At 66.2% G+C, this 22,894-nt stretch carries 18 protein-coding genes; 7 read left to right on the top strand and 11 right to left on the bottom strand.

The window, feature by feature from the left end:
- Positions 1-21: 21 nt before the first annotated feature.
- A complete protein-coding gene (locus JMY28_RS33640; RefSeq protein ID WP_201700200.1) occupies positions 22-2,142 on the bottom strand; it encodes a tetratricopeptide repeat protein in 2,121 nt (706 codons plus the stop codon).
- A 317-nt stretch (positions 2,143-2,459) separates the two neighbouring features.
- Between JMY28_RS33640 and JMY28_RS33645 the strand changes: the two genes are divergently transcribed.
- Entirely contained in the window at positions 2,460-3,836 is a 1,377-nt protein-coding gene (locus JMY28_RS33645; RefSeq protein ID WP_201700201.1) for an LLM class flavin-dependent oxidoreductase, read from the top strand.
- Between the two features lie 64 nt (positions 3,837-3,900).
- Here JMY28_RS33645 and JMY28_RS33650 read toward each other — a convergent pair whose 3' ends face one another.
- Positions 3,901-4,965 carry an alcohol dehydrogenase gene (locus tag JMY28_RS33650; protein ID WP_201700268.1) on the bottom strand — a complete coding sequence of 355 codons (1,065 nt, stop codon included), beginning with the start codon at positions 4,963-4,965 and terminating at the stop codon, positions 3,901-3,903.
- A gap of 202 nt (positions 4,966-5,167) precedes the next feature.
- Between JMY28_RS33650 and JMY28_RS33655 the strand changes: the two genes are divergently transcribed.
- A complete protein-coding gene (locus JMY28_RS33655) occupies positions 5,168-5,584 on the top strand; it encodes a MarR family winged helix-turn-helix transcriptional regulator (protein WP_201700269.1) in 417 nt (138 codons plus the stop codon).
- A gap of 71 nt (positions 5,585-5,655) precedes the next feature.
- A complete protein-coding gene (locus JMY28_RS33660; RefSeq protein ID WP_201700202.1) occupies positions 5,656-5,805 on the top strand; it encodes a hypothetical protein in 150 nt (49 codons plus the stop codon).
- Between the two features lie 50 nt (positions 5,806-5,855).
- Here JMY28_RS33660 and zwf read toward each other — a convergent pair whose 3' ends face one another.
- A complete protein-coding gene (gene zwf / locus JMY28_RS33665) occupies positions 5,856-7,331 on the bottom strand; it encodes a glucose-6-phosphate dehydrogenase (RefSeq protein WP_201700203.1) in 1,476 nt (491 codons plus the stop codon).
- A gap of 235 nt (positions 7,332-7,566) precedes the next feature.
- On the bottom strand, positions 7,567-8,910 hold the full coding sequence (locus JMY28_RS33670) for an Nramp family divalent metal transporter (RefSeq protein WP_201700204.1): 1,344 nt from the start codon (positions 8,908-8,910) through the stop codon (positions 7,567-7,569).
- 264 nt (positions 8,911-9,174) lie between these two features.
- Between JMY28_RS33670 and JMY28_RS33675 the strand changes: the two genes are divergently transcribed.
- The 3 genes from JMY28_RS33675 (at position 9,175) to JMY28_RS33685 (ending at position 12,471) form a co-directional block, all read left to right on the top strand.
- On the top strand, positions 9,175-10,161 hold the full coding sequence (locus JMY28_RS33675) for a YVTN family beta-propeller repeat protein (protein ID WP_201700205.1): 987 nt from the start codon (positions 9,175-9,177) through the stop codon (positions 10,159-10,161).
- Between the two features lie 13 nt (positions 10,162-10,174).
- Positions 10,175-11,182 (top strand): sterol desaturase family protein, encoded by a 1,008-nt coding sequence (locus JMY28_RS33680; protein WP_201700206.1) that lies wholly within the window; start codon positions 10,175-10,177, stop codon positions 11,180-11,182.
- 167 nt (positions 11,183-11,349) lie between these two features.
- Entirely contained in the window at positions 11,350-12,471 is a 1,122-nt protein-coding gene (locus JMY28_RS33685) for a 3-deoxy-7-phosphoheptulonate synthase (protein WP_236597166.1), read from the top strand.
- Between the two features lie 5 nt (positions 12,472-12,476).
- Here JMY28_RS33685 and JMY28_RS33690 read toward each other — a convergent pair whose 3' ends face one another.
- The 6 genes from JMY28_RS33690 to dbpA all read right to left on the bottom strand — a co-directional run bounded on the left by JMY28_RS33690 (position 12,477) and on the right by dbpA (position 19,662).
- Complete coding sequence (locus JMY28_RS33690) at positions 12,477-13,112, bottom strand: DUF2894 domain-containing protein (protein ID WP_201700207.1); 636 nt, start codon at positions 13,110-13,112, stop codon at positions 12,477-12,479.
- Entirely contained in the window at positions 13,102-13,749 is a 648-nt protein-coding gene (locus tag JMY28_RS33695; RefSeq protein ID WP_201700208.1) for an OmpA family protein, read from the bottom strand. The genes JMY28_RS33690 and JMY28_RS33695 overlap by 11 nt, the downstream gene beginning before the upstream one ends.
- Entirely contained in the window at positions 13,746-16,625 is a 2,880-nt protein-coding gene (locus tag JMY28_RS33700; protein WP_201700209.1) for a DUF802 domain-containing protein, read from the bottom strand. The genes JMY28_RS33695 and JMY28_RS33700 overlap by 4 nt, the downstream gene beginning before the upstream one ends.
- A gap of 22 nt (positions 16,626-16,647) precedes the next feature.
- Positions 16,648-17,373 carry a DUF3348 domain-containing protein gene (locus JMY28_RS33705; RefSeq protein ID WP_201700210.1) on the bottom strand — a complete coding sequence of 242 codons (726 nt, stop codon included), beginning with the start codon at positions 17,371-17,373 and terminating at the stop codon, positions 16,648-16,650.
- A 145-nt stretch (positions 17,374-17,518) separates the two neighbouring features.
- Positions 17,519-18,169, bottom strand: a complete 651-nt coding sequence (locus JMY28_RS33710) for a DsbA family oxidoreductase (RefSeq protein WP_201700211.1) — start codon at positions 18,167-18,169, stop codon at positions 17,519-17,521.
- Positions 18,170-18,264: 95 nt separating this feature from the next.
- Entirely contained in the window at positions 18,265-19,662 is a 1,398-nt protein-coding gene (gene dbpA / locus JMY28_RS33715) for an ATP-dependent RNA helicase DbpA (protein WP_201700212.1), read from the bottom strand.
- A gap of 596 nt (positions 19,663-20,258) precedes the next feature.
- On the opposite strand from dbpA, the gene JMY28_RS33720 reads away from it, so the two are divergent.
- Entirely contained in the window at positions 20,259-21,416 is a 1,158-nt protein-coding gene (locus tag JMY28_RS33720; RefSeq protein ID WP_201700213.1) for a porin, read from the top strand.
- A 204-nt stretch (positions 21,417-21,620) separates the two neighbouring features.
- Here the strand turns inward: JMY28_RS33720 and JMY28_RS33725 are convergent, their stop codons facing one another.
- On the bottom strand, positions 21,621-22,886 hold the full coding sequence (locus tag JMY28_RS33725) for an MFS transporter (RefSeq protein ID WP_201700214.1): 1,266 nt from the start codon (positions 22,884-22,886) through the stop codon (positions 21,621-21,623).
- Positions 22,887-22,894 lie beyond the last annotated feature (8 nt).

The raw sequence follows: 22,894 nt of genomic DNA on the forward strand, positions 1-22,894 counted from the left end.
GCCCGAATTTTCCAGCGCGTTTTAAATGCACAAGCGCTCCGCGCACGCCGCGCGCACGCGCTCCACAACGGCGCTCCACGCTTCGTTCATGCGCTGGCGGAACAGGCGCATCGTGCCTGGATACCACGGCGAATCTTCGCGCTCGTGCATCCAGCGCCAGTCCAGGTCGTACTGCGGCAGCAGCACCCAGCACGGCTTGCCGAGCGACGCCGCCAGATGCGCGGTGGACGTATCCACGCAAATCACGAGATCGAGTTGCGCGATGATCGCCGCGGTATCGACGAAATCGCCCACGTCGCTGCCGAGGTGCAGCAGCGGCAGGCTCGCAGGCGGATGCTGCGCTTCGTCTTCGCCCTGACCTTTTTGCAGGCTCACGAACTGCACCCCGGGCAGGTTCCAGAGCGGAGCGAGCGCGGCAAGCGTTGGCAGCGAGCGATGTGCGTCGTTGAAATGCTTCGGGTTGCCCTTCCAGACGATGCCGATGCGCGGCCCCGGCGCGAGCGTGGCGAGGCGCGCGCCCCAGTGTTCGACGAGCGCAGGCTCGGGCGTATAGGCGAGCGGCGCGGGGATCGTCTGAAGCGTCGTGCCGAGATGGTGGGGCACGCTGATCGGGCTCACCCAGCAGTCGAACTGGGCGGCCACTGCCGCGCCGGCTTCATGGTCGATCACGGCGTCGATGCCATCCACGCCGCGAAAGAGCCGGTGCAGGGGCGGCTGGCAGGCGAACGCGACGTGCGCCGCGCCTTGCGCCTTGAGCACGCGCGCATAGCGCCCGAACTGCAGCATGTCGCCGAGGCCGTCTTCCTGCCACAGCAACAGCGACTTGCCAGCGAGCGGCTCGCCCCGCCAGGCCGGGCACTGCAGCAGACGTTGCGTCGCGTGATGCACGAAGCCGGGCATCGTATAGCGGCACTCGTAGCGCGCGAAGCCTTCCTCGAAGCGGCCCATGCTGATGAGCAGCGTGGCGAGGCGGAATTTCGCATCGCCGTAGTCGGGGTTCGCAGCAAGCGCGCGGCGGTAGCCGGCCTCGGCCTCGTCGAGCCTGCCGTATTCCTTGACCAGACTCGCGATATTGAAGTGCGCCTCGGCGAAATCGGGCCGTACGGCCACGGCTTCGTGGAGCACGTCGAGCGCTTCGCCGCGGCGCCCGAGCGCCGTCAGCACGCAGGCGAGATTGTTATAGGCCTCCACGCGGCCCGGCAGGCGGCGCAGCGCCTCGCGATACGCCGCTTCGGCCTCGGGTAGCCGCTCGAGCGTATGCAGCGCGACGCCGAGGTTGTAGTGCGCCTCGGCGTGGTTCGGCGCGAGCACGAGCACCTGGCGAAAGGCGGCTTCCGCTTCGGGCACGCGCTTGAGGTCGGTGAGCACGCAACCCAGGTTGTTGAGCGCATCCACGAAAGTGGGGCGAATCTGCAGCGCGAGGCGCACCGCGAGTTCGGCTTCCGCGAGTTTGCCGGACGCCTTGAGCAGCGTGGCGAGATTGTTGAGCGCCTCCGGATACTGCGGCTGGATCAGCAGCGCCTGGCGAAAGGCCTCGGCGGCTTCGTCGCCGCGCGCCTGCTCTTGCAGCAGCGTGCCGAGACCGTTATGCGCTTTCGCGTGGCGCGCGTTCGCGGCGATGGCGGCGCGAAACGCGACTTCGGCTTCGGCGCGGCGGCCCTGTCCCTGCATCAGCAAGCCGAGGTTGTAGTGCGCATCGGCGTGATTGGGACATTGTGCGAGCACGGTGCGAAACGCGGCTTCAGCTTCAGCATGCCGGGCCTGGCGCTGCAGGACGACGCCCAGGTTGCTGCGTGCGTCGGCGTCGGCGGGCGTAAGGCTCAGCAGCCGTTCATAGAGCGCCTGGGCTTGATCGAGTACCCCGAGCGCCGCAAAGAGCGCGGCGAGCCCGCTGTACGCCTGCGCGAAGTCGGCCTTCGCCGCGAGGCAGCGCATCCAGAGCGCCTGGGCGCGCGCCGCGTCGCCCGTGCCCATTGCACTGAGGGCCAGGAGATGGAGTGCGGGAACGAGCGCGGCGTCGTCGGGCGGCTGGCCGATGTGCGGGTCGAGCAAGGCGAGCGCATCGGCGAAGCGGTGGGTTTCGCACAGCGCATTGGCTTCGCGCAGGAGATCGTCGAGGGCGGGCGCGAGGGGCGTCGTCATGGTCACAGTGGAAATCGTCGGGGCCGGTGCGCGGCGCCGGGGCGACACGAACAATGGGACAGTGTCGAGCTTACGATAGCTCGCGCTGAAGCAACGGCGCGAACTGAGCGCATACGTTGCCGTTATTCAACCGATGAAGCGTGCCGGCCGGGCAAGGCTTGCAGAGCGCTTGCAGAGGGATGGGGGCGTGGGTGCGCCGTAAGGCGCGCCGTTTTGCGCGCGCAGGCATATCGATGTGGCGATTTCTTCGTGGCGCCAGGCGGCCGCGAGCAAGAGAATGAGCCGGATCTTTTTTCTCGCGCGCAACGCCTGTCACCATGAGCCTATCTGCTGGAGCACGGCGCGGTCATCTGCGCCTCGGCGCTTTTCTCTATCCCACTGGCCACCATATCGCGGCATGGCGGCACCCGCATGCGAATGCCAACGCGGGCAGCGATTTTCGCCATTACGTCGAACTGGCGCGCATCGCCGAAGCCGCGAAGTTCGACCTGGTCTTTCTCGCGGACGGGTCGGGCACACGCGGCGACAACGTCGACTTCCTGAGCCGCACCGCGCACAGCTACGTCGCGCAGTTCGAGCCGATCACGCTGCTTTCGGCGCTCGCGGCGGTCACGGATCACATCGGCCTCGTTGGCACGGCTTCCACGACCTTCAATGAGCCGTATCACATCGCGCGCAAGTTCGCTTCGCTCGATCACATCAGCGGCGGGCGCGCAGGCTGGAATCTCGTCACGTCGTCGAGCGAGCACGAGGCGCGCAACTTCGGCTTCGACGAGCATCTCGCGCATGCCACGCGCTACGAGCGCGCCGCCGAATTCGCCGACGTCGTGGAAGGGCTGTGGGACAGTTGGGACGACGACGCTTTCCTGCACGACAAAGCCGCTGGCCGCTTCTTCGATCCTGAGAAGCGCCATGTGCTCGCGCATCGTGGCGAATTCTTCAAGGTGCGCGGGCCGCTGAACGTGGCGCGCGCGCCGCAGGGACGACCCGTGGTCGTGCAGGCGGGCTCTTCGGAGGCCGGCCGTGCGCTGGCCGCGCGCACGGCCGAGGTGATCTTCACCGCGCAGCAGAGGCTGGAAGACGCCGTGGCGTTCTACGCCGACGTGAAAGGCCGCATGGCGCAATACGGGCGCGACCCGGGCGATCTGAAGATCATGCCGGGGGTGATGCCGATAGTCGGGCGCACCGAGGCCGAGGCGCGCGAGAAGTTCGAGGCGCTGCAGGCGTTGATCGATCCGGCGGTGGGGCTGGCCATGGTGTCCACGTTGACGGGCGGCTTCGACCTATCGGGCTACCCGCTCGACGGGCCGATTCCCGATCTGCCGGAAACCAATGCGAGCAAGAGCCGCCAGGCGCTCACGCTGACGCTCGCGCGGCGCGAAAACCTGACGCTGCGCGAGTTGTACCTGCGCGTTGCGGGCGCGCGCGGACACTGGCAAGTGGTTGGGACGCCAGGGCAGATTGCCGATGCGCTGGAAGAGCGTTTCGTGAACTACGGCGCGGACGGCTACAACGTCATGCCCGCGCTGCTGCCCGATTCGCTGACCGATTTCGTCGAACTCGTGTTGCCCGAATTGCGACGGCGTGGACTCTTTCGCAGCGAGTACGAGGGGCGCACGCTGCGCGAGCATCTCGGCTTGAAGCGGCCGGGCTCGCGGCATGTGCGGGAAGACGCGGTCGAGTCGGGCGTTTGACGCCGTTCGCGACACGTTGGCATGCAAGCGAGCGTCATGAACGGCGGCCGCTTGCGCAACGTCATCAGGGCACCAGCACCTGCCGCCCGACCACCTTGCCCTGCACGAGCGCTTCGAACGCCTCGTTGATTTCCGTGAGCGGCCGCGTGGAGACCGGCGAGGGCTGCATCTTGCCTTCGCGCATCAGCGTCACGAGTTCGCGCAACTCGGGCAGCGTGCCCACGTAGCTGCCCTCGATCTTCAGCGGCCGCATCGGGATGATGGGCAGCGAGAGTGTGAGGTCGCCGCCCATCAGGCCGACGATCACCACGTGGCCGCCGCGCGCGCACGAGTCGAGCGCGAGCTTGACGGTGGGCGTCGCGCCCACGAGGTCGAGCACCGCGCGTGCGCCGCCGCCCGTTGCCGCGACGATCTGCTGCACGGCGTCATCCTCGCGCGCGTCGATGGCCGCGAGCGCACCGGCCGCAAGCGCGGCTTCGCGCTTGGCGGGGTCCACGTCAACGACGATCGCGCCATGCGCGCCCATCGCCTTGAGCACTTCGAGGGCCATCATGCCGAGGCCGCCCGCGCCGATCACAACCACGGGGCCTTCGTGGATGCGCGTGCCGAACTTCTTCACCGCCGAATACGTCGTCACGCCCGCGCAGGCGAGCGGCGCGGCCTTCACGGGATCGAGGCCGGCGAGATCCACGAGATAACGCGGATGCGGCACGATCACGTAGTCGGCAAAGCCGCCGTCGCGCAGCACGCCGAGCGACTGCGGCTTCGCGCAGATGTTCTCCTCGCCGCGTTGGCAGGCCGCGCATTCGCCGCAGCCGATCCACGGATGCACGACTGCCGACGTGCCTGCTGCGAGCGCCTCTGCCGCGGCCTGCGCATCGGGGCCGAGCGCCACGACTTCGCCGCAGATTTCATGGCTCGGCGTGAGCGGCAGCTTGATGCCGCGGTCGGCGAGCGAGAGCTTCTTGCCGCCGCCCAGATCGTAATAGCCTTCCCAGATGTGCAGATCGGAGTGGCACAGGCCAGCGGCCTTCACGCGCAGCAATACTTCGGTGCCCTTCGGTTCGGGCACGTCGCGCTCGACCAGTTCGAGCGGCTTGCCGTGATGGATAACGCAGTAACAGCGCATTTGCATCGATGTCTCCGTGAGTGTTGTCGACGACGGCCAGGCACGGCCACGCGATTGCGGCGTCTTCGCATCATAGCGGATGCACTTCATATTCGTCCGATCGTTCTATTTCCGTCGCTGCGTGTTTGATTTATCAGAGGTCGAGCATGCGGGACACGTGCATATCGTTGCATAGCTAACTATATTGGATTATCCTGTGCGCATGTTTGAACATTGCCTTTACTTCAACACCACGGCGCTCGCGCGGCGCCTCGAGCGCGAATGGGCGGAAGCCTTCGAGCGCTTCGAGCTCACGCCACCGCAGGGTTTCATGTTGCGCGCCGTGCTGGAGCGTCCCGGTTCGCCGCAGCGCGAACTGGCGGATCTGCTTTCCATCGCGCGGCCCACGGCCACGCGCGTGCTCGACGGTCTCGAGTCGCGCGGCTATGTCGAGCGCCAGCGCACGGAGGGCGACGGTCGCGAAGTGGCGATCGTGCCCACGGCGCAGGCCATTGCGATTCGCGAGGCGCTCAATGCCGCGAGCGCGACGGTCGCGAGCCGCCTGAAGCGTACGCTGGGCGGCGAGGCATTTGTCGATACGGTGTCGCGTCTGCGCACGGCGCGCGCGACGTTGGGCTGAAGCAGTGGGGCCCGCGCTATGCGCGGCGGTCGGGCCTTAAAGCAAGGGCATTAACGAGTAGGAGTGGCATCATGCGGCGCATCGGCGCTTTCTGTATTTCAACCTGGCTTGCGGCCGCGGTTCTTTTTCTCGGGCGCCATTCGGTGCCGTTGATCGCGCTGAGCGGTGTGATCGTGTTCGCCGGCTTCGATCTTTTTCGTCCTGATCAGGGCGACCAGTAACGCCGTGCTGCGAACGCCGCGCATAGGACGCGGCGCTCGCGTGCTTCACATCACATCTCTTCGGCCCACGACATGTTTTCCCGCGCGAGCAGCGCCGACGATGCCGCCGGCCCGAACGTGCCCGCCGTGTAGGTGCGCGGGCGATCGTTCAGTTCCTTCCAGCCGTTGAGAATCGGCTCGACCCACGTCCATGCGGCTTCCAGCTCGTCGCGGCGCATGAAGTGCGTGAGACGGCCGCGGATCACGTCGATCAGCAAACGCTCGTAGGCTTCGGCGCGGCGCTCGGGAATGGCCTGCTGCAGGTCGAGATTCAGGCTCACGGGCAGCATGTTCATGCCGCTGCCCGGTTCCTTCGCGAGCATCTGCAACTGGATCGACTCTTCCGGCTGAAGCTGGATCACGAGACGGTTGCCGTAATGGCGCGGGCCGCTCGGGAAGATCGAGAACGGCAGGTCTGCGAATTCGATCACGATTTCCGACTGGCGCTTCTGCAAGCGCTTGCCCGTGCGCAGGAAGAACGGCACGTTGGCCCAGCGCCAGTTATTGATGTGCGCGCGCAAGGCAACGAAGGTTTCGTTCTTGCTGTCGGTCGGCACGTTTTCTTCTTCCAGATAGCCCCTCACCGGCTGGCCGTCCACGGCGCCCGCCGCATACTGGCCGCGCACGGTGTCGCGCGCGATGTCGGCGAGCGACATGGGGCGCAGCGAGCGCAGCACCTTGAGCTTTTCGTCGCGCACGGCATCCGGGTCGAGCGAAACGGGCGGCTCCATCGCCACGATGCATAGCAGCTGCAGCAGGTGGTTCTGCACCATGTCGCGCAGCGCGCCCGTGTGATCGTAGAAGCCCGCGCGGCTGCCCACACCCACGGTTTCCGCCACCGTGATCTGCACGCTGCGGATGTACGGCGCCTGCCACAGCGGCCCGAAGATCGGATTGCCGAAGCGCAGCACCATCAGGTTCTGCACCGTCTCCTTGCCCAGATAGTGGTCGATCCGGTAGATCTGCGATTCCCCGAAATGCCGGCCCACCGACTCGTTGATCTCCTGCGCCGAGGCGAGATCGTGGCCGAGCGGCTTTTCGAGCACGACGCGCGAACTGCTGTCGAGGAGACCGCCTGCCGAGAGGTTGTCGCAAATCGTCGTGAACAGTTCGGGCGACGTGGAGAGATAGAACACACGCAGCGCATGCTCGCGCGACGCCGTCTTCAGGTGCGCGTAAGTGGCGGGATCGTTCACGTCGATGATCACGTACTGGAACAGGTTCAGATAGCGGTCCCACGCTTGCGCGTCGAACGCTTTCGCGTCGATGAACGGACGCGACTGCTCTTCCATGAACTTGCGATAGTCGTCGATCGTCCAGTTCTTGCGGCCCACGGCGATGATGCGCGTTTCCGGCGGCAGGTTGCCGTGCAGGTGCGCCATGTAGAGCGCGGGCAGCAGTTTGCGCGCGGCCAGGTCGCCTCCGCCGCCGAAAATGATCATGTCGACGGGCTGTTCGGGCAAGGCTTGGGCAGGCTGATTCGTCATGGCAGGTCGGAGGTGACGCGCGCTCGGGTAACGATGTTGGGCACGACCGTTAGACCGTTGGCGCGCGGTTGCAGAACCCGCGCCCGTCGCAAGAGCGGGGCGCGGCGAAAACGCTAATGGTGCATGGTTTCGCGCGAGTTTGCACGCATGGCGCGAACGAGGCGTTGCGCGAGACTGCTTCGGCGATAAACCGACCGGCCGTTCATCCATGCATCGCGTGGCAGTCGGCTGATCCTTAACCGAGCCCAGGCACCGTCACGCCGAAGGTCGCGAGCACCAACGCGAGATTGAGGGAGAGCACCGCGACCGCGCCGGCCACGGCTCCCGCCGCCGTGAGCGCGCGATTACGATGGGGCCCCATCACGTCGCGGCGGCACGTGAACCACACGAGCGCGGCCATCGGGAACGGAAGGGCGAGGCTCAGCACGACCTGACTCATGACGAGCGCCTCTGTGGCGTTCACGCCCATGGCCACCACGACGAAGCTCGGCACCATCGTCACCGCGCGGCGCAGCCAAAGCGGAATTCGAAAATTCACGAAGCCTTGCATGATCATCTGCCCCGCGAGCGTGCCCACTACGGAACTCGAAATGCCGGAGGCGATCAGCGAGACGAGGAAGATGCTGGCGGCCGCCGCGCCCAGCAGCGGGGCAAGCGTGCGGTAGGCCGTTTCGATTTCGGCGACATCGGCATAGCCCTGATGGAACGCGCCGGAAGCCATCACCACCATCGCCATGTTGATGAGCCCGGCCAGCGAAAGCATGACCACGACCTCGACGTTAGAAAACTTCACGAGGCGCTTGCGCTCGGCGTCGTTGCGCGCGAGCACGCGCGCCTGGGTGAGCCCCGAATGCAGAAAAAGCGCATGCGGCATGACCGTTGCGCCGATGATGCCTACCGCGATCGTCACGGCTTGCGTGTCGGGCAGGCGTGGCGTGGCGAGCTGGCGCAGCAGGCTCGGCCACGCGATCGGCGTGATGAAAAGCTCCAGAACATAGCAAATGCCGATCACGCCCACGAGCGCGCCGATCAGGAGTTCGAGCGGCCGGAAGCCCGCGCGCTCGAGGAACAAGAGCGCGTAGGTGACGACGGCGCTCACCGCCATGCCCGCGAGCAGCGGTAGATGAAAGAGAAGCGCAAGGCCGATCGCGCCGCCGAGGAACTCGGCGAGGTCGGTGGCCATTGCGGCGATTTCGCTCACGATCCACATGAGCCACACGAGCGGCGCGGGCAGGCTGTCGCGGCACAGTTCGGCGAGATTGCGCCCCGTGGCGATGCCGAGCTTCGCGGAAAGCCCCTGGAACAGCATGGCGATGACGTTGGCGAGCAGCACGACCCACAGCAGCGCGTAGCCGTAGCGCGCGCCGGCCTGAATGTTGGTCGCGATATTGCCGGGGTCGATATAGGCGACGGAAATGACCACGGCCGGACCCGCAAGCGGCAGCAGAAGGGCGACGCCGCGGCGGCGTCCTTCCAGCGCTTCGCGCACCGCGGCGGCCGTGCTGCGGGTGAGGCCGCCAGGCGCGCGTATGCTTGTGTCCGCGCTACCAGCGCGGTCGTCGCGGGCGCGATGATCCATGCAACTTCTCGCACGAGAAAGAGTCTGTATGCGCAGCCCATCGCCATGACCCTCGCGCGAAGCAATTGCAAATGCGGCAAATGCGGCAAATTAGGCAAATGCGTTGCACAGGCGTCATCGGAATCGGGCCGTCATGCGTTAAGCAGGCAATCCGCGCGCCTGCCTTGGCGCTATCTCAGCACAAACCGGCGCGGCGCGCCTTCGCTGCTCTCTTTCCCTTACGAAATGCCTGAATTCCCGATCTTTTCGCATACACCGGTCCGTATGAAAAAACCGTTCGCGACTGCGCTGCTGTTGGGCGGCCTCGCGTGGGGCGCGCTCGCCCACGCCGACGACAAGGTCATCGTGCTCGACTCGGGCGAGGCGAAGCTCTCGCTCATCGACGAGGCGAGCCGCACCGTGGTCGGCACCGAGCCCACGGGCAAGGAGCCGCATCACCTGATGATCACGCCCGATGGCAAGTCGCTCATCGTCGCCGATTCGGTGTCGAACGACCTGCTGTTCCTCGACCCGCATACGGGGCAGATACAGCGCCGCCTGGAAGGCATTGAAGATCCGTATCAGCTCGGCTTCTCGCCCGACCGCAAATGGTTCGTGACGGCAGGTCTGCGTCTCGACCGCGTGGACGTCTACCACTACGACGGCCAGAACCTCACGATCGCCAAGCGCATTCCGCTTGCGAAAACGCCGAGCCACATCACGTTCGCCTCCGACAACAAAACGGCGTTCGTCACGCTGCAGGACACGGGCGAAGTGGCCGCGATCGATCTGCCGACGCAAACGGTGCTCTGGAAGCTGCAAGTGGGCAACACGCCCGCGGGCTTGTGGATGACGCCCGGCGACAAGTATCTGCTCGTCGGCATGACGGGCGAGGACAACGTGGCCGTGGTCGACTGGCACAACCGCACGGTCGTGAAAAAGATCCAGACTGGACGCGGCGCGCATAACTTCCGCAATCTGGACGATGGCAAACATATCGCCGTGTCCAATCGCGTGGAGAGCACGATCAGCATTCTCGACTACACGACGCTCACCAAGGTTGCCGACATCACGGGCCTGCGTCCCGGTCCCGACGACATGGAGCTTTCGGCAGACAAGCGTTACCTTTGGGTGACGTTCCGCTTCGCGAAGCACGTGGGCGTCATCGATCTGACCACGCGCAAGCTGATCGATACGATCGCAGTGGGCCGCTCGCCGCACGGCATCTACTTTGCGAACAGCGCGCCGGTGTACGCGCCGAACCCGGATTGATTGGGGAGTCTCGATGCTCGATACGCTGCTTTCGCAGGCCGATAACCTCGTTTCGTGGCTGCAGACGCTCGTCTACGTGGACGTGGTGCAGCCGATCTTCTACAAGATCGGCCTGATGGGCTACGACGAGGACACCTACGACGCACTCTACTGGGTGATCGTGGGCGTGCTGCAGATCTGCGCCTCGTATCTGCTGCTGCGCCCGCTCGAAGCCCTGCGTCCCGCGGAAGACTGGGGCGATCGCCGGGCGTTGCGCGCCGACGTTTGGTACACGTGGATCGCGAAGCTCGGCATTCTGAACATCGCGTTCTTCTTTTTGCTCACGCCCTTGTTCAATCACTGGCAGAGCCTGATAGCGATTCACAACGTGCCGAACATCGACGTGGATAGCCTCTGGCCCGGCGTGACCGACAAGCCGCTCGTGTCGTTCCTGATCTATCTCGTCGTGCTCGACTTCGCGGGCTACTGGTATCACCGCTGGCAGCATCGTTTCGGGGTGTGGTGGGAACTGCACGCCGTGCATCACAGCCAGCAGCAGATGTCGCTGTGGTGCGACGATCGCAACCATTTCCTCGACGACATCGTTCAGGCTGCGTTCTTTGCGGGCATCTCGCTCTTTATCGGCGTGCCGCCCTCGCAATTCGTCGTGCTCGTGGCCGTGAGCAACTTCATGCAGAGCGTGCAACACGTGAATGCGCGGCTCGACCTGGGCTGGCTGCTCGAGCGCATCGTGGTGAGCCCGGCGTTTCATCGGCGCCATCATGCGATCGGCTACGGCCACGAAGGCACACGCTATGGCTGCAACTTCGGCGTGCTGTTTCCGTGGTGGGACGTGATGTTCCGCACGGCGTCGTGGAACAAGGCGCATGAGCCCACCGGCATTCGCGACCAGTTGCCCGCGCCGCACGGCCAGGGCGCCAACTATGGCGAAGGGTTGCTCGCGCAGCAGTGGTTTGCGCTCGTGCGCATCGCGCGGCGCCTCGCGGGCAAGGGGTATCCGATGGGAGGCACGGCGCGCTGAATCGACGCGCGCGGTGCAATGGTCCTCATGCGAGGCGGTCTTCGGGCCGCCTCGTTTCGTTTCAGGATGACGTTTTGGGATGCCGCTGGCGCGCCGGATGCGATAATCGCGCATTCATCCCCCACACATGCATGATGCGCGCGTCAAAGGCGCAGTTGGAGAACATCTTGAGCCGTATCGACAATCCGCAGCACGACCAGGAAGTCGGCGTGGCCGACGCCACCCAGGACACGACCCGCATCGACGACACCCGCATCGGCGCCGTGCGTCCGCTCATTTCGCCCGCGCTGCTGCTCGACGAGCTGCCGGTGCCGCAGGAAACGCAAACGCTCGTTGAAACGAGCCGCGGCGAGATCGCCGAAGTGCTCGCGCAGCGCGACGACCGGCTCGTCGTGGTGGTGGGGCCGTGCTCGATCCACGACCACGATCAGGCTATCGAATACGCGCGGCTCCTCAAGGCGAAGGCCGACACGCTCAAGGACGATCTGCTGGTCGTCATGCGCGTGTACTTCGAGAAGCCGCGCACCACGGTGGGCTGGAAGGGCTATATCAACGACCCGCGTCTGGATGGCAGCTTCCGCATCAACGAGGGCTTGCGCGCGGCGCGTCAGCTCCTGCTCGACATCAACGCGCTCGGCCTGCCCACGGCCACGGAATTCCTCGATCTGCTGAGCCCGCAATTCATCGCCGACCTCGTGGCGTGGGGCGCGATCGGCGCGCGTACGACCGAAAGCCAGAGCCACCGGCAGCTGGCTTCCGGCCTCTCATGCCCGATCGGCTTCAAGAACGGGACCGACGGCGGCGTGCAAGTAGCGAGCGACGCCATCGTGGCGGCGCGCGCGAGCCACGCGTTCATGGGCATGACGAAGATGGGCATGGCCGCGATCTTCGAAACGCGCGGCAACGACGACTGCCACGTGATCCTGCGCGGCGGCAAGAGCGGGCCGAACTACGACGCGGCTTCCGTGGCGGCGTGCTGCGCATCGCTTGCGAAGGCGGGGCTGCGCGAGCAGGTCATGATCGACTGCTCGCACGCGAACTCGAACAAGGCGCATCAGCGTCAGATCGACGTGGCGCGCGATATCGGCGAGCAACTCGCGGGTGGCGACAAGCGCATTATCGGCGTGATGATCGAGAGCCATCTCGAAGAGGGGCGCCAGGACCAGAAGCCGGGCGTGCCGCTCAAGCGCGGCGTATCGATCACCGATGCGTGCATCAGCTGGGCGCAGACGGCGCCGGTGCTCGATGGATTGGCGCAGGCGGTGAGGGCGCGGCGCAAGGCGGGGTGAGGGCGCTAACGCGCCTTGCGCGCCCCTTTCTTCGCTGACGAAGCACGCGGCGCTTCCTTCACCGGCGCCGCAACCGCCACACTCGCATTCAACTGCTCAAGCCACGAAAGCGCATCGGCATAGGCGAGAAATTGCTGCAGATACCCCGGCGACAGCTCGCGCATGAGCGAGAGCGCGCGATGGACGAGGCTGCTCGAATTGAGCGGCCCGGCGTTTCTGGGCACCTGGTCCAGCGACTGCCGCAACTGCTTTTCGGAGCGCACGCGCGACCACGTTTGCCGGAAGTATTCCACCAGCTCCGGGTCCGGCTCGTGCCGCACCCGCGTTGCCGGTTGTGCCGGCTCCGCGCGCGCGAGCGAATCGACGAGGCGGCCCAGTTCGCTTCTCTGCGTATCGTCGCTGAGCCCGTGCGTGATTTTCGATGCCTCGCGCGCGAGGTCGTCGGCGAAGGCGTTGAGCAATTGCGCGAGTCGCGCGTCGATGAGCCGTCGCGCGTCGCCCGCATGTGCGGCCGCGCGGCGCTCCAGCGCCTCGATGAAATGAAAGCGCACCGGGTCGAGCTGGTCCGCGCCACGGGCCCGCCAGGCGTCGAGCAGGGCGCGTGCGTCAGGGGCGGACTGCGGGAGCCCATCATTGACCATGCTTGGCCTCGCCGACGGTCGGCCGCGGCACCGGCGCGATCTCCACGCGGCGGTTCTTCGCGCGGCCGGTCTCGTCGGTGTTGGCGCTCACTGGCTGTTCGGAGCCGAACGCGGCCGCGAACACCGACGACGCGGGAACGCCCGCGTCGATGAACGAGCGCGTGACCGTCAGCGCGCGTTCGGCCGAAAGCTCCCAGTTGTCGGCGAAGCGGCGGTTGCCTGCGTGCACCTGCTGGTCGTCGGCGAAACCGCTCACCATCAGGATTTCATCGCGGCTCTTCAGGTACGCCGTGAGCGGCCCGGCGAGGCTCTTGAGCAGATCGCGGCCCTGCGGCGTCAACTGATCCGAGTTCAGCGCGAACAGCACGCTGCCGCTAATGCCGATGCGGCCGTTCACGAGCGTCACGCGCCCCGCCGCGAGCGGGCCCGCGAGCGCTTCTTCGAGCGTCTTGCGGCGCTCGGTTTCGGCCTTGCGTTGTTTCACCTCGTTCGCGAGCCGGCTCGACAGTTCCAGCTGCATGCCGACCACGCCGACGAGGATCAGCAGGAACGCGCCCAGCAGCACCGACATCAGGTCGGCGAACGCGGGCCAGACCGGCGCGGCGGGGGCCGCGCCGCCGTCGATTTCGTCGTTCATGCCGCATCCACTCCGGCGGTGGCGCGCTGGCTGGCGAGCTGCTGCAGGTTCTCGACGATCTGCTTCTGCGACAGCATGCTCAGATCGATGACTTCACGCGCCTGCGCCACGTAGTAGGCGAGCTGGTCGTCGCTGCGCGCGAGCGACTTGTCGAGCGCGGCCTCGATGCGCTCCAGATGCGCCACGAGCTTGTCGTTCGATTCGCCGAACACGGTCACGGCCGCGCCGAACGCATCGCCAAGGCTCGCCACTTCGACGGCGCTGCCGCTCACCTGCGCGGCGATCGCGCCCAGCTTGCCGCTGCCCGCTTCGACGTTCGCGCTGAACTGGCCGCCCACACGCTCAAGCAGATCCGACGACGTGGAGACGAGCGCGTCGATCGCCGAGCGCTGCTCGGTGGAGGCGCGGTTCACGGCGTCGAGCAGCGTTTCGAGTGTGGCGAGCAGGCGATTGCGCTCGTCGAGCATCGCGGTGTCACGGACCATGCTGTCCGAGAGCTTCTGGCGCAGTTCGCCGACGACTTCGGCCGCGGCCTGCGGGGCGACCGACGCCGCCTGCACGAGGCTGCCGATTTCCGCGATCGTGCTGGCGTTATGGGCCTGCGATTGCGCGGTGATGTCGCTGGCGGTCTGAGCGAGCGTTTCGCAGATTTCCTGCTGGCGCTGCGCGGTGGCCGCGCTCGTTGCTTCCCATTGCTCGCGCAATGCGGCGCTCATCGTGGCTAGCGTTGCAGTCCATGCTTCGAGACGTTGCTCGTCGCGCGAGGAGATTTCCGTGTGGAGGCTCGCGGCGGCCTTCGGCGCTTCTGCCGCGGCTTGTACCAAACGATCGATCTCGGCGATCGTATTCGTTGCGTGCTGCTGTGATTGTGCGGCGATGTCGTTCGCGTGTTGCGTGAGCGTCGCGCAGACTTCCTGCTGACGCTGCGCGGTGGCGGCGCTCGTTTCTTCCCACGCTTTGCGCAGTCCGGCGGCCATCGTCGCGAGCGATGCAGTCCATGCTTCGATGCGTTGATCGTCGCGCGCTGAAATTTCCGCATGCAGGTCCGCGGCAGCCTTCGGCGCTTGCGAAGCGGCATCAACGAGACGATCGATTTCGGCAATCGTCTTGCTCGCATGCTGCTGCGACTGGGCGGCGATATCGTTCGCGGTTTGCGCGAGCGTCGCGCAGATGTCCTGCTGACGCTGCGCGGTGGCAGCGCTCGTTTCTTCCCACGCTTTACGCAGCCCGTCGGCCATCGTCGCGAGCGATGCAGTCCACGTTTCGATGCGTTGATCGTCGCGCGCTGAAATTTCCGCATGCAGGTTCGCGGCAGCCTTCGGCGCTTCCGAAGCGGCATCAACAAGACGATCGATTTCGGCAATCGTTTTGCTCGCATGCTGCTGCGATTGTGCGGCGATATCGTTCGCGGTTTGCGCGAGCGTCGCGCAGATTTCCTGCTGACGCTGCGCCGAAACCGCGCTCGTGGCTTCCCACTGCGTGCGCAGCGTGGCGGCCACTGTCGCGAGCGCTTCGGCCCAGCTTGCGAGCCGCACTTCGTCGCGCGCGCCTAGCTTCGTCTGCAAGTCCGCATGGGACTCGTCGACCGCACGCAGCAGCGACGCCGAGTGCTGTTCGAACGTTGCCGCCGCCGTGGCGAGCGCCTGCTGGTTGCCCGCAGCGAGCTTTTCGCCGGCGCGCTCATGCTGTTCGAGCGCCGCCTGCCAAGCCTGCGACATCGTTCCCGATGCACGCTCGAAGCGCGTCGACACGCCGTCGAGCAGCCCCGCGGCACGTTGCTCGAAGCTTGCGTTGAAGTGCTCCAGCGCGCCGCCCAGGTCGGCGGCAAGCGCCTCGTTGGTCTGGCGGTGTTGCGCGAGCGCGCGGTTCCAGATCTCGGCGACGTTCGCCGTCGATGCCTCGAAGCCGCTTGCGAGCCCTTCGAGCTGCTGCTGCACCGCCTGCGTGAGCGCACCCTGCATCGACGCCGATTCGCGCGCGAGGCCCGTCATGGTCGCTTCCACCACGGGCTGCAGCGCCGCGCCCGCGGCGCGTGCGCTTTCGGCGGCGCTCGACTTGAGCGACTGGCCCACCGAAGCCGCCAGGCGGCTCCAGGCGGCTTCCGCGTTCGCGGCGAAGGCCTGTTGCGTCGCGATCTGCTGTTCGTGCTGCGCGGCGCCCTGGCGCTCGATCAGCGTCATCAGCGCGCCCAGCTTGTCGACCAGCGCGGGCATGGCGTCGGCCTGGCGCTGCAGCAGCTTGAACGAGGCTTCGCGCTGATGGGCCGGCGAGAAGGCGCGCAGCGTCGTCGCGATCTTGACGTCGAGCTGCTGCGCGGCCTCGATGCGCTCACGGCGGCACAGCGCGGAGAGCAGGCCGAGCATGGCGGAGGTGGCCACACCCGCGATGGAGGTCCCGAACGCGAAGCCGAGGCCGTTCACAGGCGCGGCGAGCGAGGCGCGGATGGCATCGAGGTCGGTGGCGCTTTCCAGCGCCGCGCCCGTGCCCTTGAGCGTGACGACCATGCCGAGCAGCGTGCCGAGCATGCCGAGCAGCACGAGCAGGCCCGTGAGGTAGGGCGCGAGCGCCGGGCCCGGCAGGGCCGCGCGCTCGCCTTCGATACGCGCGCGCACCACGTTGCGCAGGCCCGGATGCAACGTATCGAGCCAGCCGGCGAGGCGCGCGGGCGGCGCGTTCAGCTGCGCGAGCGCCTGGGCGAGCGTGGTCGTGGCCTGCTGAAAGCGATAGAGCTCCCAGGCGCCCGCGACATAGCACGCGCCGATCAGCAGCGTGACGGCGCTCGCAAGCGGGTTGGTGACCGCGTAGCCGGCGCCGATCCAGCACACGGCGGCGAGACCCACGACGAAGACAACAGGTTCAATGCGAAATCGGGACATAGCGCGGGACATAGCGTTTGGGTTAGCTGGTGCGAAGGGCGGCAAGCAGCCCCTCCACCGGTTGAAACCGAATCTCAAGTTCGGCGAGCAACACGCTCTGCATATCTTTGCGAAAGCCGGCGAGCCAGGCGTGAGGCGCCGCGCCTTCTGCGGCAGACCCGCCGGCGGATTGCGCGGCTACCGCCGCCGCGCGCTGCCGCTCGAAATGCGCGCTGAGCAGCGCCGGCACGCCGGCGAGCAGGCTGCGCTCGCGCGCGCCGAGCGCCTGTTCCATCACGGCATCTACCGTCGCCAGGCGCGCGAGCGCAGGCGCGCGGGCGGCCAGCGCAGCGCGCAAACGGGCGCGCAGCATGGCGATGTCAGTCTCCATCGCCTGCTGCAGAGCCAGGTAGCGCTGGCGGAAATCCGCGAAATCGGGTTCCACATCGGCTGGTTGGCTGGCGGCCTGCGTGCGGCGTCCATCGCGCCGCGCGGGCGCGCTTTCACCCGAAATGGCCTTTCTGAGCGCCGCGCGCACGCGCTCGCTCTGGCTTTGTTCGGCGCTGGCGCCTACGCGCGTTGCTGGCTCGCCGCCCGGCGTTTGAGCGCTCAGCGCCGTCGAAAGCGCGATGGCGTCCGTCCAGCCGAGCCACTGGCTCAGATGGTCCGAGATCGATTGCCGGGATTCGGGCACTTCGGCGTTGCCGAAGCGGGCAAGTAAGCGAACGAGCGTCGGGCCGCTCAACGCGAGGCGTTGCGGGGCTAGCACTTTTCCACCTGGGCAAAAAACCCGCTAGTTTACACGCCCGCGAGGCGGCGGCCGGCATCGGCGCTTTGCCGGGCGCCTGAACGACGGCGCGGCGGCCCTTGAAAGCGGCACTCTCGCGGGCGCGAGGCCGCGCCGCACGGGGGCTTCAGGCCTTGGCGCTCTCGGCCAGGATCTGCTGGATGGCTTGCTCGAAGGTTTCGACGGGCTGGCCGCCGCTGATCAAATACTGCTGGTTGAAGATGATCGCCGGCACCGACTGGACGCCCGCCGCCTGGTATTCGTGCTCTTCGGCGCGCACCTCGTCGGCATACTGGCCGCTCGCGAGAATTTCGCGCGCTTGATCGGCGTCGAGCCCCACGGACTGCGCTGCCGCGACGAGCACCGCGTGGTCGCTCGTGTCCTTGCCCTCGCCGTGATACGCGCGCAACAGCGCGAGCTTGAGCGCCAGTTGCTTGCCTTCGATGCCGGCCCAGTGCAGCAGACGATGCGCGTCGAACGTGTTGTAGATGTGCTCACGCGGCCCGAACGCGAAGCCGACACTCGCACCGCGCTCACGGATCATGGCCTGCGTCTCGGCGATCTGCTCGGGTGTGCGGCCGTACTTCTTGCCGAGATACTCGACCACGGATTCGCCGCCCGGGCCCATCTGCGGATTCAGTTCGAACGGATGCACGACGATCTGCGCATCGACGGTGTCACGCAGACGTTCGAGCGCGAGATTCAGCGACGAGAGGCCGATTGCGCACCACGGGCACGCGATGTCGGAGACGAAATCGATTCTGAGCGTTTGTTTCATGGCTTTCCTGATCAGGTTGAACGCGGGGTCACTGACGCGCGGTGCAGTGCGGGCGCGCAAGCAGCGTGCGCACCCGGCGCGGATGATTCGTCAGTTCATTCGTCCATCATGCGGGCCTTGACCTTCTTGCCCTTGACCTTGCCCGCGTTGAGCTTGCGCAGCGCGTCACGCGCGATGCTGCGCTCCACGGCCACGTAGGTCGAAAAATCGGTCACGTTGATCTTGCCGATCTGCGCGCCACTGAAGCCTGCTTCGCCGGTGAGCGCGCCCAGTACGTCGCCGGGACGGATCTTTTCCTTGCGCCCGCCCAGGATCTGCAGCGTTTCCATCGGCGGCAAAAGCGGCTCGTTGCTGGCGGGCTTCAGTGCCGCGAGGGGGCTCCACTCGACTTCGCGCTTGAGCGCCTGCTCGATGCCACCCACGCGGCCCATCTCGTCCATGCTCGCGAGGCTGAGCGCCCAGCCGTCCTGGTCGGCGCGGCCCGTGCGGCCGATGCGGTGCACGTACACCTCGGGGTCCGGCGTGACGTCCACGTTGATCACGGCTTCGAGCTGCGCGATGTCGAGGCCGCGCGCGGCCACGTCGGTCGCCACTAGCACCGAGCAGCTGCGGTTGGCGAACTGGATCAGCACCTGGTCGCGCTCGCGCTGGTCGAGCTCGCCGTGCAGCGCGAGCGCGTGAAAGCCCTGCGCGCGCAGCACGTCGAGCAGATCGCGGCATTGCTGCTTCGTGTTGCAGAACGCGAGCGTGCTCACGGGGCGGTAGTGATTGAGCAGCATGCCCACGGCGTGCAGCCGTTCGTCTTCCGTCACTTCATAGAAGCGCTGGCGGATCTTGCTGTCGTCGTGATGCTCTTCGAGCTTGACTTCCTTCGGATTGCGAAGAAATTGCTGACTCAGCTTCGCAATGCCTTCGGGGTAGGTCGCCGAAAAGAGTAGCGTTTGACGCTCTTTGGGGCATTGGCGGACCACGGTGGCGATGTCGTCGAAGAAGCCCATGTCGAGCATGCGGTCGGCTTCGTCGAGCACCAGCGTGTTGAGCGCTCCGAGCGCGAGGTTGCCGCGCTCGAGGTGGTCCATGATGCGGCCTGGCGTGCCCACGACGATGTGCGCGCCGTGTTCGAGGCTCGCCGCCTGCGGACGCATGGGCGTGCCGCCGCACAGCGTGAGCACCTTGATGTTCTCTTCGGCGCGCGCGAGGCGGCGGATTTCCTGCGTGACCTGGTCGGCCAGCTCGCGCGTCGGGCAGAGGATCATGGCCTGCACGTCCTGGCGGCGTGCATCCAGACGCGAGAGCAGCGCGAGCGAGAACGCCGCGGTCTTGCCGCTGCCGGTCTTGGCCTGGGCGATCAGGTCGTGGCCCGCGAAAGCAATGGGCAGGCTCGCCGCCTGGATCGGCGTCATGTCGACGTAGCCGAGGCGCGTGAGGTTGGCGAGCGTGGCGGGCGCGAGCGGCAGCTCGCTAAAGGGCGTTGCAGTGGCTTTGTTTGTCATGACGGGGTCTCGCGCCGGACGGGTGAGGGCGACGCGGCCGTTCGGTAGAAGTGGCGTCGATGCGGGTGGTGCGCGCGCTATGCACGCGAGCGTTTCGGGATTTTAACGGATGCGCGCGCTCGCGCCCGCGCGCGTGCCGCGCGAGGGGGATGACGGGCACCGCAGAGGAGGCCTAAAACCCGGTGTTTGATAATCGTTGTTTCATGCAATAATAATCGCCGTATATAGCAATAATGCACGCGCGCGATAAGACCGGTATTGCTGTGATAAAGTTTCACTGATCGACGAAATTTTAATCGAAGAAAATACCCGGCAATTAAGCCGATTTCCACAATAATCGAATTCCTGCACTGATCCGGGCGTCGCGTGATTGCCACACGGCCTATTCGGGCTGATCTGTGCGTTACTCCGCATTTCCTATGTCAGACAAGGACTTACGGGATTTTCATTCGATATTTCCAGATTTAGCAAATATCTGTTACAGCGTTTGCCGAAGCGATTTAAAGCCTTTGACACGTAGACTTCGCCCGGGATTGCCGGTGTGGCTCCAATACCCGGAGCCACTTCAGCGCGGTCTGAATGTCATAAGGAAAGTCATGAAGAATACTTTGATTATCGCGGGCGTCCTCGGCGCATTCGCAGCCTCCGCTCACGCACAAAGCAGCGTTACTCTCTACGGCGCACTGGATGCGGGTATCGTCTACGCGAACAATGCAGGCGGCCACGCCGCATGGAACCAGGGTAGCGGCACCGTCGGCGACACGTACTTCGGCCTGAAAGGCAGCGAAGACCTGGGCGGCGGTCTGCATGCGATCTTCACGTTGGAAAACGGCTTCAACCTGAACAACGGCAAGGACACCGAGAGCGGCACGATGTTCAACCGTCAGGCGTTCGTCGGTCTGCAGAGCGATCGCTTCGGTACGCTGACGCTCGGCCGCCAGTATGACTCGATGGTCGACTACCTCGCCCCGCTGTCGGAAACCGGCTCGGGCTACGGCAACAACCTCGCCGCTCACCCGTTCGACAACGACAACCTCGACCACTCGTTCTCGATCAAGAACGCGGTCAAGTACCAGAGCGTCAACTACCAGGGCTTCAAGTTCGGCGGCATGTACGGCTTCAGCAACGACGCTGGCCAGTTCGCGAACAACCGCGCATGGAGCGCTGGCGCATCGTACGGCAACGGCCCGCTGAACTTCGCGGCTGCCTACCTGCAGATGAACAACTCGCGGACGAACCAGAACGCCAATGGCGCGAATTCGGCTTCGAACGGCAACAACTTCAACCTCTCGGCTGAAACGCAACGCACGTTCGGCGCAGGCGTGAACTACAACTACGGCCCGGCAACGGTCGGCTTCGTGTGGACGCACACGCAGTACCAGGACCTGATCGCTGGCGGCCAGGGCGGCAACACGTTCTCGATCCCGACGGGCACGAACCTGCACCTCGACAACTTCGAGCTGAATGGCGCCTACGCGCTCACGCCGGCTCTCGCACTGAACGCGTCGTACACGTTCACGGACGGCAAGGTCACGGGTTCGAACGGCGGCGGCGATCCGAAGTGGCACACGGTTTCGCTGACGGCTGACTACTCGCTCTCGAAGCGCACCGACGTCTACGCGGGCGCCGTGTACCAGCACGCATCGGGCGAACTCGGCGATGCCGGCGCGAACGTTGCGATGATCAACACGCTGTCGCCGTCGACCTCGCAGAACCAGGTCGCCGCAACGGTGGGTCTGCGTCACCGCTTCTAAGCATGATTTGCTCGCTCCCTCGTGGAGCGACGAAGCGCGAGCACCCGATCGGCCGGTCGGGGCCCGCGCTTCACGCGGCCAATACCCTTGGCCCGCGGTTTCATCCGCTTTCTACCTGAAGCGACGACCGGTTCGCGGTGCGTGGCGCGCTCATGAGGCGCGCAACGGCTGCGAACCGGTTTTCTTTTGTGGCTCAGGATTGGCTCAGGATTTCACAGCCGCCGGCGCGACGCTCGCAGGCGCGGCTACGTCATTGGGCACATCTTCCGACGCCCCTCGCACCCGCGAAACCCACAGCACGGCCACGCACGTGAGCGCCGCGGCGATCCAGCCGTTCTGCCCAAAGCCGATGATCGCGCCGTTCGCGCCATTCGTGAGCCACTGGCCGCCGAGCCACGCGCCTATGCCCGTGCCGAGCGCCTGCACCGCGCTGTTGGCGCTCAGGAACGCGCCGCGCCGCGCGGGCTCGGGAATCGTCGTGAGCAGCGCCTGCATCGGCACCATGCGGCCCGACATCGAGATCATGAACAGCGCGAAGAACGCCACGAGCGCGAGGAAAGGCAACGCGGGCAGATGCGTGACGAACAGCACCGGCGCGAGCGACACGAGCGCCATCACGCGGAACACGCGGCGCTTGCCGTAGCGGTCCGCGAGACGGCCCACCGCGCGCGAGGTCATGAACGTCGCCGCGCCGCCCGCCATATAGAGCCACGAGAGCTGCTGCGGCGCGATGCCATGATTGCCGACGAGCATCGGCGCGATGAACGGGATCACGAGCATGTGGCCGGCCATCATCGTGAAGGTGAGCGCAAAGGCCTTCAGATGGCGCGGCAACGTGAGCAGCCGCCAGAGGTTCGGCAGCACTTGCGCGAGCGGCGTGCGCTGGCCGAGATGCCCGGTGAGCGAGGGCACGACGCGCGAGCCCGCGAGCCAGATCGCCACGGAGAGCAGCACGAGCAGCAGGAACGGCGCGCTCCAGCCGTAGTGCGCGCCGAGCAGCACGCCGGCCGGCACGCCCGCGATGGCCGCGATGGAGAACGCCGTCATGATCACGCCCGTGGCGGCGCCGCGCCGCGCGGCGGGAATCACGTCGCTCACGATCGCCATCACGATCGAGCCGAGCACGCCGCCAGTCAGACCCGCGAACGCGCGCGCCGCGAGCAGCAGATGAAAGTTCGTGGCGAGCGCGCAGGCGAGATTGGAGAGCGCGAAGAGTGCGTAGGCCACTTGCAGCAGGCGGCGGCGATCGAAACGATCGATATAAGTCGCCGCAAGGAGTCCTGATAGACCCGAACAGAGCGAATACGCGGAAACGGCCGTCGCGAACGCCGCGGGCGTGATCGCGAACGCATGCATGATCTGCGGGCCGAGCGGCATCATCACCATGAAGTCCATGATGACGGTGAACTGCGTGAGCGCCAGCAGCCAGAGCAGGGTGCGTTCGCGCAGCGGAGTGAGAGACGTGGTCATGTATTGGC

The organism is Paraburkholderia hiiakae, assembly GCF_904848665.1.
Taxonomy (GTDB): Bacteria; Pseudomonadota; Gammaproteobacteria; order Burkholderiales; family Burkholderiaceae; genus Paraburkholderia; species Paraburkholderia hiiakae.